We start from the raw sequence: 16,160 nt of genomic DNA, 5'->3' as shown, positions 1-16,160 counted from the left end.
TGACAAAAAGTCAAAGTCAAGCGTGCCTTGGCTTTGGCTTTTTTCATGAATGAGAAGAAATGTGTGAGGTTCTTAAGTTTTTTACTTTGCATACTGTAAGTGAGGAAACTTTGTTGCAAAGCACTTTCTTTCGGTGTTAAAATTACGTTTATGTGAAAGATTCGGGGGTTGTAAATTTATGAGTAAACGAGATTATTATGAGGTCCTTGGCCTTAGCAAAGGTGCTTCTAAAGATGAAATAAAAAAAGCGTATCGTCGTTTGGCTAAAAAATACCATCCAGACGTAAGTAAAGAAGAAAATGCAATTGAAAAGTTTAAAGAAGTACAAGAAGCATACGAAGTATTAAGTGATGATCAAAAGCGCGCGCAATACGATCAATTTGGTCATGCTGGTGCAAATCAAGGTTTCGGTGGCTTTGGCGGCGGAGGAGACTTCGGCGGTGGCTTCGGTTTCGAAGATATCTTTAGTTCATTCTTTGGCGGTGGTGGCGGCAGACGTCGTGATCCAAATGCTCCGCGTCAAGGTGCTGACTTACAATACCAAGTTACTTTAGAGTTTGAAGAAGCTATTTTTGGTAAAGAGTTAAATGTTGAGATTCCAGTAGAAGATCCATGTGATACTTGTAAAGGTAGCGGAGCAAAACCAGGAACTTCAAAAGAAACATGTAAACATTGTTCAGGATCAGGTCAAGTAAGTGTAGAACAAAATACACCGTTTGGTCGTATTGTAAACCGTCAAGCTTGTGGTCATTGTTCAGGAACTGGTCAAATGATTAAAGAAAAATGTACGACATGTCACGGTTCTGGTAAAGTACGTAAACGTAAAAAAATCAATGTTAAAATTCCAGCAGGTATCGATAATGGTCAACAAATTCGTGTATCTGGAAAAGGTGAAGCGGGCGTAAATGGCGGACCGGCAGGAGATTTATATGTTGTTGTTCATGTAAGAAATCATGAATTCTTTGAGCGTGAAGGAGATCACATTATTTGCGAAATGCCATTAACATTTGCGCAAATGGCACTTGGTGCTGAAGTGGAAGTTCCTACTGTTCATGGGAAAGTGAAGCTGAAAATTCCAGCAGGAACACAAACAGGAACAGAATTCCGCTTAAAAGGAAAAGGTGCGCCGAACGTACGTGGATACGGTCAAGGAGATCAATATGTAGTTGTTCGTGTTGTTGTACCGACGAAATTAACTTCACATCAAAAAGATTTATTACGTGAATTTGCGGGACAAGAAGAGCAGGATGATAGTTTATTTGGAAAGCTTAAACGTGCTTTCAAAGGGGAATAATGGAAATAAAAAATGGAGTTGGTAAATTGTGAAATGGTCAGAAATTAGTATTCATACAACAGAAGAAGCAGTAGAAGCTGTCTCTCATATTTTACATGAAGCTGGTGCTAGTGGAGTTGCGATTGAGGATCCAGCAGAGTTGACGAAAGAGCGCGAGCAACAATACGGTGAAATTTATGCATTGAACCCAGATGAGTATCCGGCAGAAGGTGTATTAATAAAAGCATACTTCCCGCAAACGGATTCTTTACATGAAACGATTGCAGGTGTAAAATCATCTATTGATATGCTTCCATCTTACGACATTGAAATTGGTACTGGAAATATTACCGTTAACGAAGTCAATGAAGAAGATTGGGCTACTGCTTGGAAAAAATATTACCATCCAGTACAAATTTCTGATACATTCACAATTGTGCCGACGTGGGAAGAGTATACACCAGCTTCTCCGGAAGAAAAAATTATTGAATTAGATCCAGGTATGGCGTTTGGGACAGGAACTCATCCGACAACAACGATGTGTATTCGTGCTTTAGAAAAAACAGTTAAGCCAGGTGACACTATCATTGATGTAGGAACAGGTTCTGGTGTACTTAGTATTGCAGCGGCAAAATTAGGTGCGTCTTCTGTTCAGGCGTATGATTTAGATCCAGTTGCAGTTGAAAGTGCAGAAATGAACGTACGTTTAAATAAAACAGATGATATCGTGTCTGTTGGGCAAAATAGTCTTTTAGAAGGTATTGAAGGTCCTGTTGATTTAATCGTAGCTAACTTATTAGCAGAAATTATTCTTTTATTCCCTGAGGATGCAGCGAGAGTTGTGAAGTCAGGCGGATTATTTATTACATCGGGCATTATTGCTGCGAAGGAAAAGGTAATTTCGGAGGCGCTAGAAAAAGCTGGATTTACAATTGAAGAAGTGTTACGAATGGAAGATTGGGTAGCAATTATTGCACGAAATGCGTAATATAGATTTTAGTCTATAATGAAAAGGGGGAGTCTCTCACTATAAGGTGAGGGACTTGCCGTTTGTTATATGAAAAATGATAACGTTTCGTTCCTTTCGTAAGTATTGACTTACGAAAGGAACGAAACTCTACTAAGGTGATTATATGCAACGTTATTTTGTAGAAGAGAAATATGTAAATGAGACAAGTATTCGCATTGTAGGTGATGACGTACATCATATCGCAAGAGTGATGCGTATGTCAGCTGGAGATCACATTTATTGCTGTGTAAACGGAAAAACAGCAGTATGTTCAATTGATGAAATTACCAGTGAATTTATTAATACGGCTATTGTAGAATGGGTAGAGGCGTCAAGTGAACTTCCTGTTTTCGTGACGATTGCAAGTGGACTGCCAAAAGGAGACAAGCTAGAGTTAATTTTCCAAAAAGGAACAGAGCTTGGGGCAGCTGCATTTTTACCATTTCAAGCATCCCGCTCTATCGTAAAATGGGATGCGAAAAAAGCTGATAAAAAAGTTGAGCGTTTAAGAAAAATTGTGAAAGAAGCTGCGGAACAATCACATAGAAGTGAAGTTCCAGAAGTGCATGCTCCGGCATCGTTTAAACAATTGCTTTCAATGAGTGGTGAGTATGATGTTTGTCTTGTTGCTTACGAAGAGGAAGCGAAACAAGGCGAGAAATCTAATTTTGCGAAAGCTTTAACAACGATGAAACCAGGTCAAAAGCTATTGATTGTATTTGGCCCAGAAGGCGGTTTAGCTGAGGAAGAGATTACAGCGCTTCGTGAACATAAATTTGTACCATGTAGTTTAGGACCAAGAATTTTAAGAACAGAAACGGCGCCGTTATACGCGTTAAGTGCTGCTTCGTATCATTTTGAATTGATGGGGTGATGATCAATGTCAACTGTTGCGTTCCATACGTTAGGTTGTAAAGTAAACCACTATGAAACAGAAGCCATTTGGCAATTGTTTAAACAAGGTGGTTATGAAAGAACTGAATATGAAAAGAAATCTGATGTATATGTTATTAATACATGTACAGTAACGAATACGGGAGATAAGAAAAGTCGTCAAGTTATTAGACGTGCTGTTCGTCAAAATCCGGATGCGGTTATTTGTGTAACGGGATGTTATGCACAAACATCTCCAGCGGAAATTATGGCGATTCCAGGTGTAGATATTGTAGTTGGTACACAGGATCGTGAAAAGATGTTAGGATACATCGAAGAATTCCGCAAAGAGCGTCAACCAATTAATGCTGTCCGCAACATTATGAAAACACGTGTATATGAAGAACTTGATGTACCTTATTTCACGGATCGTACACGTGCATCTTTAAAAATACAAGAAGGCTGCAATAACTTCTGTACATTCTGTATTATTCCGTGGGCGCGTGGCCTAATGCGTTCTCGTGATGGAAAAGAAGTTATTAAACAAGCACAACAATTAGTAGATGCTGGCTATAAAGAAATCGTATTAACAGGTATTCATACAGGTGGGTACGGTGAAGATATTAAAGATTATAACTTAGCTGGATTACTTCGTGATATGGAAGCAGAAGTAGGTGGATTAAAACGTCTTCGTATTTCTTCTATTGAAGCGAGTCAAATTTCAGATGAAGTAATTGAAGTGTTAGATAAGTCTGAAGTAGTTGTCCGCCACTTGCACATTCCGTTGCAATCTGGATCTAATACTGTATTAAAACGTATGCGTCGTAAGTATACGATGGAATTTTTCCAAGAACGTTTAGATCGTTTGAAAGAAGCGTTACCAGGCCTTGCGATTACATCGGATGTAATTGTTGGTTTCCCAGGTGAAACGGAAGAAGAATTCATGGAAACATACAATTTCATTAAAGAGAATCGTTTCTCTGAGTTACACGTGTTCCCTTACTCCAAACGTACAGGAACACCTGCAGCGCGAATGGAAGATCAAGTTCCTGAAGATGTGAAGAACGACCGTGTTCATCGTTTAATTGAACTATCTAATCAATTAGCGAAAGAGTATGCGTCAGCGTTTGAAGGTGAAGTGCTTGAAATCATTCCGGAAGAACAATTTAAAGAGGGCGATCGTGAAGGGTTATATGTAGGTTATACAGATAACTACTTAAAAATTGTATTTGAAGGATCAGAAGAATTAATTGGTAAACTAGTGAAAGTGAAAATCACGAAAGCTGGTTATCCATATAACGAAGCGCAATTTGTTCGTGTTCTTGAAGATGATGTGAAAAAAGAATCGGCAAGCGCATAAAGTGAAACTTTAATCAGTGCGGGGCATCCTTCACTGATTAGCAACCCTCACCAATCGGGCTGCCCGGCAAATAGCTGGATAAAAAAGCATGCAAATGGAAACGATTTGCATGCTTTCTTTTTTAGTGGAGAAGTTAAGTACTGAAAATGTACGAAATGAGTAGTTGTGTCGTACATTCCAGCATGAAAAAAGGTGTAATGACAAAAATATAGTTGTCTTCAGGGGGAAAGGATAACAGCTATCTGCATAGTTTTTGAAAAAGGAAGAGCATCTATTCTTCTTTTATTCTGCCAAATAGTTGACCTGAAGTGATAAAATGTATTATAATCTTAAAAGACATGCTGAAGAAGTGTTTCTTTTTGCATGCTGAAGTTAGTATGTAAGTGTGATGTTTCGGAGGGAGGGAAAGAGAATGTCAAAAACAGTCGTTCGTAAAAACGAGTCTTTGGAGGATGCACTTCGCCGTTTTAAAAGATCGGTTTCTAAAACTGGTACACTTGCTGAAGCAAGAAAGCGCGAGTTTTATGAAAAACCAAGTGTAAAACGTAAGAAGAAATCTGAAGCGGCAAGAAAGCGTAAATTCTAAGAGAGGGTGTAAGTGATGAGTCTTCTCGGTCGTTTAAACGATGATATGAAACAAGCGATGAAGAATAAACAAAAAGAAAAATTAACCGTTATTCGTATGGTTAAGGCTGCTTTACAAAATGAAGGTATTAAACTGCAACATACTCTTACTGAAGAAGAGGAATTAACAGTTTTAGCTCGTGAAGTAAAACAGTATAAGGACTCCCTCCTTGAATTTAAAAAAGCTGGTCGTGAAGACCTTGTTAATAAACTGCAAAGTGAAATTCAGATTTTAAGCGCATATTTGCCGGAGCAATTAACAGAAGAAGAACTAGCGAATGTAATTAAGCAAGTTATTTCTGAAGTTGGTGCGACTTCTAAAGCGGATATGGGTAAGGTGATGACTGCTGTTATGCCGAAAGTAAAAGGTAAAACAGACGGATCACTTGTGAATAAGTTGGTTATCCAGCTATTAGCGTAAAAAAACGTCTCATTTCGTATGAGACGTTTTTTTTATGCTTTTTTTCAGTTTGGACGTGATATTACAAGCTCTTTTTTCATACATATGGGATGAGAGGGGGTCTTTTGAGATGAAAAAATTAGAACAAATGAAGAATTGGTTAACGAAGCAAATAGACCTGCCAGTGGATGTGCTAATGGATCTACCTCGGATCACGCTTGTTGGGCAAGTGCATATCTATATAGAAAATCATCGGGGTTTATTAGTGTTTTCAGATAAAGAAGTAAGATTGTTGTTAAAGCATGGTCAATTATTAATTAAAGGGCAATCCTTTATTATTAAAACAATCCTTCCGGAAGAACTTTTGCTTGAAGGAATAATTGAGCAAGTGACGTTTTTGGAAAACGAACAGAAAGAGAAATGAGGGAAACTTCCGTATGTGAAGTTTTTCTTCTTTATTCTAACGATTTGACCCTACTATTTAGTTTATCCCGCTATTTATGGACAATAAAACTCTTTATTTCATTTTCGTACGAGCTATTTTGCTAATTAAAGTGAAAAGTAGTGTGTCTACTTTTGGAAAGGTAGTGAAGGTAGTAGATGAAAAATAAATGGTTTATAAAGTGGCTTGGATATGTAAAGGTACGAATTGAAGGTAGAGGAGCGGAACGGTTCGTTAACGAATGTGTGCGTAGGAAATTATTAGTTTGGGACGTTAAGAAGATTGCTGATGAAACGTTAGTTTTTTGTATGTTATTACGAGATGTGAAAAAAATCAAGCCGATTTATAGAAAAAATGAATGTAAACTATATTTTATTGGGCGTTACGGTTTTCCTTTTTTGAATAAGCGTTTAATTAAAAATAGTGGATTCTTAATTGGTTTTTTAATTTTCTTTTTTGGCATGATTGCATTATCAAATATGGTTTGGAAAATTGAAATTACAGGAGCGAAGCCTGAAACAGAATATATATTGATGAAAGAATTGGACAAAATGGGTATTAAAAAAGGGAAATTACAATTCCAAATGCCGAGTGTAGAAGATGTACAACGTCATTTGACAGACAATATTAATGCGATTACTTGGGCAGGACTAGAAATAAGAGGAACGACGTACCATTTTAAAATTGTTGAAAAAAATGAGCCAAAAAAAGAAAAGGAACAAAGGCCGCAAAATTTAGTGGCAAAAAAAGAAGCGATTGTTACAAAAACATTTGTTGAAGTAGGAAAACCAGTCGTGTTGAAAAATGACCATGTAGAAAAAGGGCAGCTTCTCGTATCAGGGATATATGGTAATGAGGAGAGTCCAAAAATCGTTTCGGCGAAAGGCATTGTATATGGAGAAACGTGGTACACATCTAAGGTGAATGTGCCGCTGAAGACGCAATTTCAAGTATATACGGGCAATGCGTATAATGAGCATTACCTTACATTTGGGAGTGCGAAAATAAAAATATGGGGATTTCAACATGATAAGTATAAACGCTCTCGTACGGAAAGTGTAAAGCATGATGTGAAATTATTTGGTTTTACACTGCCGATCGCATATGAAAAAGATATAGTGCGAGAAGAGGAAGAAGCAAATCGAGAATATACAGAAAAACAGGCAATGAAAGTAGCAAAAGAAATGGCTGAAAAAGAACTAAAGAAAAAATTGGATGAACATGCTATGATTGTAAGTGATAAGATTTTGAGTAAAGAGGTTGAGGCGGATCAACTAAAAGTCACATTGCATTATACTGTGGTTGAAAATATTGCAGAGCCACAACTAATATCCGAATCCGATATTCAAGGAGACTGAGTAATGGCAGAACAATTAGTAGAAATGAACCAACAATTGGAAAATACTAACGAAGCAATCGCTCTTTTTGGAGTCAATGATGCTCATTTGAAAGTAATTGAACGGGAACTGAATGTATCGATTGTAACTAGAGGTGAAACTGTTTATGCATCTGGAGCAGTTGAAACTGTGACACTCGTAGAAAAAATCTTACAGCAATTACTTGTTGTTATTCGAAAAGGTGTATCAATTACAGAAAGAGATGTTGCGTATGCAATTCAGCTCGCACAACAAGGGAAAATCGCTCAATTTGAAGAGTTATATGAAGAAGAAATTTTTAAAACTGCAAAAGGTAAATCCATTCGTGTAAAAACAATGGGACAAAGAAGATATATTCATGCAATGAAGAAGAATGATATTGTATTTGGAATAGGACCTGCTGGGACTGGGAAAACATACTTAGCTGTAGTAATGGCTGTGAGAGCTTTAAAGCAAGGATATGTAAAGAAAATCATTTTAACGAGACCGGCTGTAGAAGCTGGAGAAAGTTTAGGTTTTTTACCAGGGGATTTGAAAGAGAAGGTAGATCCGTATTTACGTCCATTGTATGATGCGTTGCACGATATTCTTGGACAAGAATATACGCAGCGTATGATGGAGCGAGGTGTAATTGAAATCGCGCCTCTTGCTTATATGAGGGGGCGTACGCTCGATGATTCATTTGTTATTTTAGATGAAGCGCAAAATACAACGGGTGCACAAATAAAAATGTTTTTAACAAGATTGGGTTTTAGTTCTAAAATGGTTATTACCGGGGACCCTTCACAAGTAGACTTACCAAAAGGGGTAAAATCAGGGCTTTCTCTAGCTTCTAACATTTTATCTGGTGTATCAGGTCTTTCATTCATTACATTAGAACAAACGGACGTTGTGAGGCATCCACTGGTGCAGCGTATTATTGAGGCATATGATAAAATGGAATGATCCTATTTGTCAGGATCATTTCTTTTTGTATTAAGGTTGGCGAACGGCATATTTTTTACTATCATAAAAGATAAGAGAAATAAACTATAGGTACTGGTGTATAGAAATGTTACCTAAAAGTATCGTTGGCTAGAAGAAATGAAAGCTATAAATAGTTTCACTTTATTTCTAGAGAGGAGAAGGTATTGAAATCATGTTAAGATCTCAAGAAATTTCTAAGTGGTTTCGTAATTTACAACATTCGAAAAAACTAAGTTGGATTTCTTACGTTTTATTAGGAGCGGTGCTGTTTTTTGCACTTATGAATAATGTGAAACCAGAGCAATTAGATGTTGATATGTATTCTATTGCGAAAAAAACAATCCACTCTCCTATTAAAATTGAAGATAAAGTTATAACGGACAGAAAAAAACAAGAGGCCGCTCAAAAAGTTGGGGATCAATATACATATAGAAGTGAATATAAACAAAATAGAGTAGATATTGTAAATGATGTTTTTGCCAAGGTAAATGAAGTAATTCAAGAGATGAAAGCTGCTGGGCCTGAAGAGCAAAAAAAGATGACTGATGCCAATAAATTAGAAAAGTTGAAGAAGAAGTTACCATCTAATTTAATAAAGGAATTATCTGATGAGAATTTATTATACTTTATTAATTCAGAACCGGATCAATTAGAATTAGCAAAGAACGCGGCTTTAACGTCTGTTAGTGTTATTATGGGTGGAAATATTAAAATGTCCGAAGAAATAGCAGCAAAAGAGCGTTTTGTTAATGAAATGAAAAGCCTTAATGTGAATAGCGGATTGAAGGAAGCTGTTAATGCGCTAGGATCATATGCGATTACAGCAAATTATTTTTATGATCCTGTTGTAACGAAAGAGAGGAAGAAAGCGGAAGAAGATTTAGTTCCGCCTGTTTATATTCTTCAAGGACAAGTTATTGTTAGAGAAGGCGAAACAATTTCAAGTGATATGTATAATCAGTTGAAATTAGTCGGTTTATTAGAAAAAGGAAATAGTTTCCAACCTTATGTTGGATTAGCGGTGCTCATTGGTGTGTTGCTATACTTTATGCATAAGCAGTTTGAAGTATTTTTACAGCGGAAAAGAGAAGATAGACCATATATTTTAGCGTATATTACAATCTTGTCTATCACGATTGTTTTAATGAAAATTATTAGTTTGTTTCAAAAGCTTGAGTATGCAGGAATTGCGTATGTTGTCCCAGTTGCGATGGGAACAATACTTGTAAAACTAATGATTGGCGATCGGTTTGTATTTTTAACAAGTATGATTTTTTCTGTGTGCGGAAGTATTATGTTTAATGAAGGGGTAACAAGTACACTGAATTATAGTGTAGGTATTTATGTGTTATTAAGTTCATTATCAGTGAGTATTTTCTTAAGAGAAAAAAATCGTCGTACGATGATTTTGCAAGCCGGTATACTTGTTTCTACCTTAAATGTAGTCGTCTTGGCAGCGTTATTATTATTACGTAATGGGAATTTTTCACCTCTTGAAATTGGTACGCAATTATTAATGGCTTCCGTTTCAGGAATTATCTCATCCGTTTTAGCTATGGGGATATTACCATATTTAGAGAGTGGACTTGGAATTGTATCAAGCATGAAGCTTATGGAACTATCAAGTCCAAATCATCCGCTTTTGCGTAGAATTTTGTTAGAAGCGCCAGGAACATATCACCACAGTGTAATGGTAGCGAATCTTTCTGAGGCAGCTTGTGAAGCGGTTGGAGCAAATGGAGTATTAGCACGTGTAGGGGCGTATTATCATGATGTAGGAAAAACAGTACAACCACAATTCTTTATTGAAAACCAGATGGGAATTGAAAATCCACATGATAAATTAGATCCTGTGACTAGTAAAGACATTATCATTGCTCATGTAACAGATGGAGTAAAAATGCTCGAAGAATACCATATTCCGCAAGAAATTATCGATATTGCTGGACAACACCATGGTACAACACTACTTAAATATTTTTATTATAAGGCGATTAAAGAAGATAAAGAAAAATATACAGAAGAGATGTTCCGTTACCCGGGATCAAAAGCAACTTCTAAAGAATCGGCGATCGTTGGTATTGCTGATAGTGTTGAGGCGGCGGTACGTTCTATGAATCACCCAACGCCAGAGCAAATTAATAATTTAGTACAAAGTATTATTAAAGATCGCTTGCAAGATGGGCAATTTAGTGAATGTGATTTGACATTTAAGGAACTACAAATCGTTGGAAAAACGTTATGTGAAACGTTAAATGGTATTTTCCATTCGCGTATTACATATCCGGAGCCACCGGAAGAGAAGGAGAAAGAATGAGTTTATTAATTGATTTCATTGATGAAACAGAAGAAGTGAAAGAAGAATATGTAAATTTAATTCGTGAGATATTAGGAAAAGCGGCTCAAATGGAAAAAATAGAGGATGGTGCTGAGTTATCAGTGACATTTGTAGATAACGAACGCATTCGCGAGATTAATCGTGATTACCGAGATAAGGATCAGCCTACTGATGTCATTTCCTTTGCTATGGAAGAAATGGGAGAAGGGGAAATGGAAATTGTAGGTGTAGAGATGCCGCGTATGTTAGGTGACCTTATTATTTCTATTCCGAGAGCGAAAGAACAAGCTGAAGAGTATGGGCATTCTTTTGATCGTGAACTTGGCTTTTTAGCGTTACATGGATTTTTACATTTACTTGGTTATGACCACATGACAGAAGAAGATGAAAAAGAAATGTTTGGAAGACAAAAAGAAATTTTAGAAGCATTTGGATTAGGACGATGAAAAAAGGAAAACTTATAGATAGTTTTGGGTATGCTATAGCAGGTGTATTCTTTTGCCTTCGTCATGAACGAAATATGAAAATTCATTATTTAGCCGCAGTCATTGTTATATGCTGCGGCTTTTATTTCCGTATTACGAAAGTAGAGTGGATGGTATTACTTATTGTAATAGGAATGGTAATGAGTTTAGAGATGGTAAATACAGCTGTGGAAAAAACAGTAGATTTAGCGACTACCGATATACATCCGTTTGCGAAAATTGCAAAGGATGTCGCAGCGGGAGCGGTTTTATTGTTTGCTATAATAGCTGTTATAATTGGTGCTATTATCTTTTTACCGTATGTGGTATAGTTGCATTCCAAAGTTTTTATTAAGCTTTGGAAGTGCTGTAAAGGCCTTTAATAAGAGAGTGTATCTATTCACAGCTGTGAACAGGAAGGATGCGGGAATATGAATAGTAAACAATTAATTCAAGAAGCAATCGAAGCGCGTAAACAAGCGTACGTACCATATTCTAAATTTCAAGTCGGTGCAGCATTATTAACACAGGATGGAAAAGTATATCGTGGATGTAATGTTGAGAATGCATCATATGGCTTATGTAACTGTGCAGAAAGAACAGCTATATTTAAGGCGGTTTCTGAAGGAGATAAAGAGTTTGTAGCTATCGCGATTGTGGCGGATACAAAGCGTCCAGTACCTCCTTGTGGAGCATGTCGACAAGTTATGGTAGAATTATGTAAACAGGATACGAAAGTATACCTGTCAAATTTACATGGTGACGTTCAAGAGACGACAGTCGGAGAATTGTTGCCAGGAGCATTTTTAGCGGAGGATTTACATGAATAATAAAGGTTATAAATCAGGTTTTGTCTCTATTATTGGCAGACCGAATGTTGGAAAATCTACATTTTTAAATCGTATTATCGGGCAAAAAATTGCCATTATGAGTGACAAGCCACAAACAACTCGTAATAAAATTCAAGGCGTATATACAGAAAATGATTCACAAGTAATTTTCATTGATACACCAGGAATACATAAACCTAAACATAAACTAGGCGACTTCATGGTGAAGATGGCTCAAACGACATTAAAAGAAGTTGATATTGTTCTGTTTATGGTCAATGCAGTTGAAGGATTTGGTCGTGGTGAGGAATTTATTATTGAGAAATTAAAAGAAACGAAACAACCAGTATTTTTAGTAATTAATAAAATTGACCAACTTCATCCGGAGCAATTATTAGAGTTAATTGATCAATATCGCAAACTACATGAGTTCGCAGAGATTGTGCCGATTTCTGCATTAGACGGTAATAATGTGGACGCTTTAATTGGAACAATTAAAAAGTATTTACCAGAAGGACCACAATACTACCCAGATAATCAAGTAACGGATCATCCAGAGAGATTTATTATTGCAGAGCTTATTCGTGAGAAAGTACTACATTTAACACGTGAAGAAGTGCCGCATTCTGTGGCTGTTGTTATCGATGCAATTCAAAAACGCGAAGGCGGGGCAGTTTATATTAATGCAACGATTGTTGTTGAACGTCCATCGCAAAAAGGAATTATTATCGGAAAACAAGGGAAGATGTTAAAAGAAGTTGGTAAGCGAGCTCGTTTTGATATTGAAGCATTACTTGGTTCTAAAGTATTTTTAGAAGTATGGGTAAAAGTGCAAAAAGATTGGCGTAATAAAATGTCTCAGCTTCGTGACCTTGGTTTCCGCGAAGACGAGTACTAAAATAGAGCAAAGTTGTAATCAGTGGATGTTTTGTTCATCCGCTGATTATTGGTTTTTATGAGTTTTGATAAATTAGGAAAAATTTTTCTCACATGAAAATGGACAAAATGGGTCAATTTAATAACAACAAAGGAAATTGGTTTATAGGCTACGCTTATTGAGAAAGGTGGATTCTTATGCTAGATTTTACCTGGAAGTTTTTCTCCAAAACAGGAAGCATTGAAACGTACTTGCTTTTGAAAGAAATGGAAAAAGACGTAAACGATGAGATGGATCAACATGAAGAGGAGCTAGCGCATCTAGACTCTCCAATTTCTTGACCCGTTTTGTTCAAACCTTGGATGGTGACGAACATGTTTCAAAAAGTTGAGGGCATCGTTATCCGTACGACAGATTACGGAGAAACGAACAAGATTGTTACAATATTCTCAAGAGAATTGGGTAAGGTAAGTGCAATGGCAAGAGGCGCGAAAAAACCGAAAAGTCGGTTAGCATCTGTTTCGCAACTTATGACCCATGGTAATTTTCTTATTCAAATGGGATCTGGACTTGGAACTTTGCAACAAGGCGAGATTATTTCAACTATGAAAGAAATTCGCGAGGATATATTTTTAACTGCTTATGCATCATTTATTGTCGAGTTAACTGATAAAGCAACAGAAGATAAAAAACATAATCCATATTTATTTGAAATGTTATATCAAACGTTGCATTATATGTGTGAGGGTGTTGATCCAGAAGTATTGTCATTAATTTATCAAACGAAAATGCTTCCGGTATTAGGGATGCGCCCGTACTTTGATACATGTGCGATTTGTCATCAAGAAACAGATTTTGTCGCCTTCTCTGTTCGGGAAGGCGGTTTTCTGTGCTCGCGTCATGCTGAGCAGGACCAGTATCGTATACCAGTGGGGGAAGCGGTTCATAAATTATTACGTCTTTTCTACCACTTCGATTTACATAGACTTGGCAATGTATCAGTGAAGGATAGCACAAAAAAACAAATGCGTTTAGTATTGAATACATATTATGATGAATATTGCGGGATTTATTTGAAATCAAGACGTTTCTTAGAACAACTTGATAAGTTTCAAATTTAATTTTGGGCCGTATACGGTCCTTTTTACATCCTATCTTTTTCGAATAGCATATTTAGTATATAATATTTAAGAGATAGTATAACTTTTTTCGTTGTGCATTAAAGGTGGTGATTATCATAGAGCTGAATAAACGGCAAGAACATATCATTCAGATTGTAAAAGATCACGGTCCTATTACAGGGGAGTCAATTGCTGCGCAATTGGGATTAACACGTGCAACGCTAAGACCAGACTTAGCAATTTTAACGATGGCTGGTTATTTAGAAGCGCGTCCACGCGTAGGTTATTTTTATACGGGTAAAACTGGGGGGCAGCTATTATCTGAAGCTGTTAAGAAAATTAAAGTACAAGATTATCAATCTAGACCAGTTGTAATTGATAAAAATGTCTCAGTATACGATGCAATTTGTACGATGTTTTTAGAGGACGTAGGTACATTATTTGTTGTAGATCAAGCGATTCTATTAGTTGGCGTTGTATCTCGTAAAGATTTATTACGAGCTAGCTTAGGAAAGCAGGATTTAACCTCTCTTCCGGTTAATATTATCATGACAAGGATGCCAAACATTACGATGTGTCGTAGAGAAGATTCTTTATATGATATTGCGATGGAATTAATAGAAAGACAGATTGATGCGATGCCAGTTGTAAAAGATACGAAACAAGGTTTAGAAGTGATTGGACGAATTACAAAAACAAATATTACACGTGCGTTTGTAAACTTAGTAAATAACGAATAAGTGTAATTTGTTTAAAGTGAGGTAATGAAATGGATAATAAAATCGTATATGTCGTATCTGACTCTGTTGGAGAAACGGCTGATTTGGTTGTTCGAGCGGCAATGGGGCAATTCCCATTTGCTCCTGATATTAGACGTGTACCGTATGTAGAAGATACAGGGACATTAAAAGAAGTGATTTCGATTGCTAAGAGCAATCAAGCGCTTATCTGTTTTACGTTAGTAAAGCCTGACATGCGCCAGTATTTAGTGACAGAGGCTGCGAAAGAAGGCGTAGAGGCATATGATATTATCGGGCCTCTAATTGATCAAATTGAAGAAATTACAGGGCAAGTGCCGAGATATGAGCCGGGTGTTGTTCGTAGATTAGATGAAGAATACTTTAAAAAGATTGAAGCGATTGAGTTTGCTGTAAAGTATGATGATGGTAGAGACGCACGTGGTATTTTAAAAGCAGATATCGTGTTGATTGGGATTTCGCGCACATCAAAAACGCCACTTTCTCAATATTTAGCTCATAACAAACGTTTAAAAGTTGCCAATGTACCACTCGTACCAGAAGTAGATCCGCCTGAAGAATTATATCAAGTGGCTAAAGAAAAATGCTTCGGTTTGAAAATTACGCCAGATAAGTTGAATCATATTCGAAAAGAGCGATTGAAATCACTGGGACTAAGTGACGGTGCAACATATGCCAATATTAATCGTATTAAAGAAGAAATTGATCACTTTGAGAATGTAGTTGGTAAAATACATTGTCAAGTAATTGATGTATCGAATAAAGCAATTGAAGAAACAGCCAACATTATTGTGAATGCAGTGCAAAACCAAAAAATGTTTTAGCACATTTACCAAAGGTGAATGTGCTTTTTTCGCTCGTGAGAAACACAATGCCTGTTGATTTCGTAATAGATTATGGCGGAGTGGTTATACTTATATTCTTCTGTCTTTTTATTATGTTAAAGGTAGGGTTTCGTTATCCTGAAATAGAAGATGAAAAAATAAAGGGATATGTAGCGTAGTTGAAGAAAATATATTATAATAAAAAATTGTGATAAAAACCTATATTTTACGTTTAGACTTTAATTTTTCAGAATAAACTAGGGATAGGATTTACGAAAAGACATGTAATTACGTTAAATCGACAAAATCTATACAAGAAAACGCACATTATGGAAGGATTCGCAGAAGGGATGTAGAATACAGAAATATGCAAAACATCAATATCGTATTAGTTGATGCAGAGGCATATCCTGTGAAGGCTGAAAATTGTGCAAGTTGGAACGAAAGTTCATGTCGAAATTTTGTTTGTCACATCGTATGCTCATCGTTTAAGGAAGTAGCAAGGGAAATTGGATCTATGTAGATGCTGGATAAGCTAAAGTTGATTTATCAACATGCAAAAGAAACAGATCTCGTGATCATATAGGATATAGTGCTTGCTAGTCTTCTTATGAAAAAGTGTATA

At 36.5% G+C, this 16,160-nt stretch carries 19 protein-coding genes; all 19 read left to right on the top strand.

Annotated elements, in window-relative coordinates; genetic code table 11:
* Positions 1-178 precede the first annotated feature (178 nt).
* The 19 genes from dnaJ to ACXY7N_RS12450 all read left to right on the top strand — a co-directional run bounded on the left by dnaJ (position 179) and on the right by ACXY7N_RS12450 (position 16,058).
* Positions 179-1,294 carry a molecular chaperone DnaJ gene (dnaJ, locus tag ACXY7N_RS12540; protein ID WP_016086237.1) on the top strand — a complete coding sequence of 372 codons (1,116 nt, stop codon included), beginning with the start codon at positions 179-181 and terminating at the stop codon, positions 1,292-1,294.
* A 28-nt stretch (positions 1,295-1,322) separates the two neighbouring features.
* Positions 1,323-2,261, top strand: a complete 939-nt coding sequence (gene prmA, locus ACXY7N_RS12535) for a 50S ribosomal protein L11 methyltransferase (RefSeq protein ID WP_016086238.1) — start codon at positions 1,323-1,325, stop codon at positions 2,259-2,261.
* A 145-nt stretch (positions 2,262-2,406) separates the two neighbouring features.
* Entirely contained in the window at positions 2,407-3,156 is a 750-nt protein-coding gene (locus ACXY7N_RS12530; protein WP_016086239.1) for a 16S rRNA (uracil(1498)-N(3))-methyltransferase, read from the top strand.
* Between the two features lie 6 nt (positions 3,157-3,162).
* Positions 3,163-4,515 carry a tRNA (N(6)-L-threonylcarbamoyladenosine(37)-C(2))-methylthiotransferase MtaB gene (gene mtaB / locus ACXY7N_RS12525; protein ID WP_016086240.1) on the top strand — a complete coding sequence of 451 codons (1,353 nt, stop codon included), beginning with the start codon at positions 3,163-3,165 and terminating at the stop codon, positions 4,513-4,515.
* 412 nt (positions 4,516-4,927) lie between these two features.
* Positions 4,928-5,101 (top strand): 30S ribosomal protein S21, encoded by a 174-nt coding sequence (gene rpsU / locus ACXY7N_RS12520; RefSeq protein ID WP_000048061.1) that lies wholly within the window; start codon positions 4,928-4,930, stop codon positions 5,099-5,101.
* A gap of 15 nt (positions 5,102-5,116) precedes the next feature.
* Complete coding sequence (locus ACXY7N_RS12515) at positions 5,117-5,560, top strand: GatB/YqeY domain-containing protein (protein ID WP_000054579.1); 444 nt, start codon at positions 5,117-5,119, stop codon at positions 5,558-5,560.
* A 109-nt stretch (positions 5,561-5,669) separates the two neighbouring features.
* A complete protein-coding gene (gene yqfC / locus ACXY7N_RS12510; protein ID WP_016086241.1) occupies positions 5,670-5,963 on the top strand; it encodes a sporulation protein YqfC in 294 nt (97 codons plus the stop codon).
* A gap of 176 nt (positions 5,964-6,139) precedes the next feature.
* Positions 6,140-7,339 (top strand): sporulation protein YqfD, encoded by a 1,200-nt coding sequence (yqfD, locus tag ACXY7N_RS12505; protein ID WP_016086242.1) that lies wholly within the window; start codon positions 6,140-6,142, stop codon positions 7,337-7,339.
* 3 nt (positions 7,340-7,342) lie between these two features.
* Positions 7,343-8,302 carry a PhoH family protein gene (locus ACXY7N_RS12500; protein ID WP_016135340.1) on the top strand — a complete coding sequence of 320 codons (960 nt, stop codon included), beginning with the start codon at positions 7,343-7,345 and terminating at the stop codon, positions 8,300-8,302.
* Between the two features lie 193 nt (positions 8,303-8,495).
* Complete coding sequence (locus tag ACXY7N_RS12495) at positions 8,496-10,640, top strand: HD family phosphohydrolase (RefSeq protein WP_488592423.1); 2,145 nt, start codon at positions 8,496-8,498, stop codon at positions 10,638-10,640.
* Positions 10,637-11,107 carry an rRNA maturation RNase YbeY gene (ybeY, locus tag ACXY7N_RS12490; RefSeq protein ID WP_000054692.1) on the top strand — a complete coding sequence of 157 codons (471 nt, stop codon included), beginning with the start codon at positions 10,637-10,639 and terminating at the stop codon, positions 11,105-11,107. Before ACXY7N_RS12495 ends, ybeY begins: the two co-directional genes overlap by 4 nt.
* The gene (locus tag ACXY7N_RS12485; RefSeq protein ID WP_016086245.1) at positions 11,104-11,457 is read left to right on the top strand and encodes a diacylglycerol kinase family protein; all 354 of its coding nucleotides are present in this window, start codon (positions 11,104-11,106) and stop codon (positions 11,455-11,457) included. The genes ybeY and ACXY7N_RS12485 overlap by 4 nt, the downstream gene beginning before the upstream one ends.
* 99 nt (positions 11,458-11,556) lie before the next feature.
* A complete protein-coding gene (locus tag ACXY7N_RS12480) occupies positions 11,557-11,955 on the top strand; it encodes a cytidine deaminase (protein ID WP_016086246.1) in 399 nt (132 codons plus the stop codon).
* The gene (era, locus tag ACXY7N_RS12475; protein ID WP_016086247.1) at positions 11,948-12,853 is read left to right on the top strand and encodes a GTPase Era; all 906 of its coding nucleotides are present in this window, start codon (positions 11,948-11,950) and stop codon (positions 12,851-12,853) included. The genes ACXY7N_RS12480 and era overlap by 8 nt, the downstream gene beginning before the upstream one ends.
* Before the next feature lie 176 nt (positions 12,854-13,029).
* Positions 13,030-13,173 carry a YqzL family protein gene (locus ACXY7N_RS12470; RefSeq protein ID WP_000883924.1) on the top strand — a complete coding sequence of 48 codons (144 nt, stop codon included), beginning with the start codon at positions 13,030-13,032 and terminating at the stop codon, positions 13,171-13,173.
* 33 nt (positions 13,174-13,206) lie between these two features.
* Entirely contained in the window at positions 13,207-13,953 is a 747-nt protein-coding gene (gene recO, locus ACXY7N_RS12465; RefSeq protein WP_016086248.1) for a DNA repair protein RecO, read from the top strand.
* A 107-nt stretch (positions 13,954-14,060) separates the two neighbouring features.
* Positions 14,061-14,693 carry a transcriptional regulator CcpN gene (gene ccpN / locus ACXY7N_RS12460; protein ID WP_016086249.1) on the top strand — a complete coding sequence of 211 codons (633 nt, stop codon included), beginning with the start codon at positions 14,061-14,063 and terminating at the stop codon, positions 14,691-14,693.
* A 29-nt stretch (positions 14,694-14,722) separates the two neighbouring features.
* Entirely contained in the window at positions 14,723-15,535 is an 813-nt protein-coding gene (locus ACXY7N_RS12455) for a pyruvate, water dikinase regulatory protein (protein ID WP_016086250.1), read from the top strand.
* 367 nt (positions 15,536-15,902) lie between these two features.
* Positions 15,903-16,058 carry a hypothetical protein gene (locus tag ACXY7N_RS12450; protein ID WP_170959979.1) on the top strand — a complete coding sequence of 52 codons (156 nt, stop codon included), beginning with the start codon at positions 15,903-15,905 and terminating at the stop codon, positions 16,056-16,058.
* Positions 16,059-16,160: the final 102 nt, after the last annotated feature.

Source organism: Bacillus sp. 5w2 (assembly GCF_054353775.1).
Note: the sequence above shows the minus strand (reverse complement) of the source record. Positions and strands in the feature narration are given on the sequence as shown.